This window comes from Burkholderia sp. HMSC10F09, from assembly GCF_001806955.1.
GTDB lineage: Bacteria > Pseudomonadota > Gammaproteobacteria > Burkholderiales > Burkholderiaceae > Burkholderia > Burkholderia multivorans.
In genome coordinates this window covers 1-1,874 of record NZ_KV786730.1, presented here as the reverse complement: position 1 = coordinate 1,874, position 1,874 = coordinate 1, and the positions used below count along the sequence as shown (strand labels likewise).

The 1,874-nt window shown below is 67.6% G+C and carries 1 protein-coding gene and 1 pseudogene; both read right to left on the bottom strand.

Annotated features, from left to right (window positions below; genetic code table 11):
• Positions 1–148, bottom strand: a pseudogene (locus tag HMPREF3115_RS30925) (MFS transporter); the annotation flags it as partial.
• A 361-nt stretch (positions 149–509) separates the two neighbouring features.
• The gene (locus HMPREF3115_RS15615; RefSeq protein WP_070555038.1) at positions 510–1,580 is read right to left on the bottom strand and encodes a porin; all 1,071 of its coding nucleotides are present in this window, start codon (positions 1,578–1,580) and stop codon (positions 510–512) included.
• Positions 1,581–1,874: the final 294 nt, after the last annotated feature.

Genomic DNA, 1,874 nt, shown 5'->3' with positions numbered 1-1,874 from the left:
CGAAGTCGAACCATTCCATCGCGTTGCCGAATGCCATCGCGCCGACTGCACGCTTGAGCACCGCGCGGTCGACGATCGTGATGTCGTCCAGCTTGACGGACTTGCGCGAAGAGCGGGCTTTCGCGGGGCGCGCTTGCGACGTACTCAATGATGTCTCCTGGAAGGGCCTCGATGCCCGGCCGAGCGGACGCGCGGCGCGCGTGCGCCGGCCATCGGGGGACGAAGCGGATGTCTCGGTTCGCGGCGATGCCGTCGACGCGCGCGCGCCGGCCGACACCTCGCGAGTGTGTTGGTGGAAAACAGTGTAGAGAAACGGGCGGCACCGACTATCGGTCATCCGCCCGGAAACCGGTCGTAAACGACACGGATGGCGCCCGGTGACAACTGGCGGCGCGGGCGCATCTGCGCGGCGGGGCAGGCGGTCCGCATCGCGCCGGCGCCGGTCTATACAGCAACGCCGCGCGCGCGGCCGACGCCGCATGGCGCAGGCCGGCGCCGCGCAGACGGGCTCAGAACGCGTGCCGAATCCCGACGTTCGCGCCGACGGTCGTCCCCGTCGCGCCATAGAGCGCGTTGTTGATGCCGAGCCCCGTGTTCATCGCGCCGTGGTTGTCGACCATCGCGACCTGCGCATAGAGCGAGGTCGCCTTCGACAGGCTGTAGCTCGCACCGACCGCCGCGAGCAGCGAATGATTCGCGGTGTCGTTGCGATCGCTCGTATACCAGACGCCGCCGTTCAGATCGACGGCCGGTGTCGCCTGATAGTCGAGCCCGCCGCCGTACACGTTGTTGCTGAACGAGCCGCCGACCTTGTAGCTCGCGAACGAGGCTTTCGCGGTGACGGGCCCGAACCGGTACGCGGCGCCGATCGTGCGGCCGACGAACGCGACAGTGCTCGGCACCGGCGTTGCCGCGGTGCCGCCGTCGTTGCCGTCGTAGAACGCGGCGTTGATCATGAAGCCGCCGTGCTCGTACTTGAGGCTCGCCGAATACTGGCGTCCGGCCTGGAAGTTGCCGGCGGCGCCGCCGAACGCGAACATCGCGCTGCCCGTCAGGCCCGCGATCGTCGGGCTCGTATACGACACGGCGTTCGCGTTGAACAGGCCCGTCACGAGCACGTTGTCGACGTACGGAATCAGTCCGCTGCCGAAGTGCGAGAAGCTGCGCGGATCGGAATCGAAGATCGCGAGCAGGAACGGTGAATACTGCAGGCCCGCCTTCACCGTGCCGAACGCGCCGTCGAGTCCGACCCACGCCTGCCGGCCGAAGAAATTGCCGTTCGAATGATTGAACGCGCCATTCGTGACGGCGAAGCCGCTTTCGAGCTGGAACTTCGCTTTCAGGCCGCCGCCGAGATCCTCGGTGCCCATCATGCCGAACGTCGTCGGCGTCATCCCGGTGTCGGTCATCGCGAACTGGCGGCCCGCGTTGCGTCCGGTCGTCGCGTCGAGCGTCTTGTTCGTATAGAGCAAGGCGGCGTCGAGATTGCCGTACAGCGTCACGCTGCTTTGCGCGAACGCGCCGCTGCAGGCCATTGCGCCGGCGGCCGCCGCGCAGCCGATCCAGAAGGTGTGCTTCATGTGTGTCTCCAGTGTTGTTGTACGTCGGAAAGCGTCGAACAGAATCCAAATGCATCGAACAGCGAAGGCGACGTCTGCCGGCGAACCGGCATCCGTCGCGCAGGCCGTGCAGGCGGATGGCGCGCGGCGGGAACGCACGGCGGCGCGATCGGTTGGCGATCGGCGCGCGAGCGCGTTCGCGGCACGGGTCGGTGCCGGAACGAGCGTGCGTCGAAGATGTCGTGAGCGGCCGGCAATGCCGGCACGCGCTACAGTGCGCGGGCGAGCTGCTCGAGAATCGCCGGATTCTCGAGC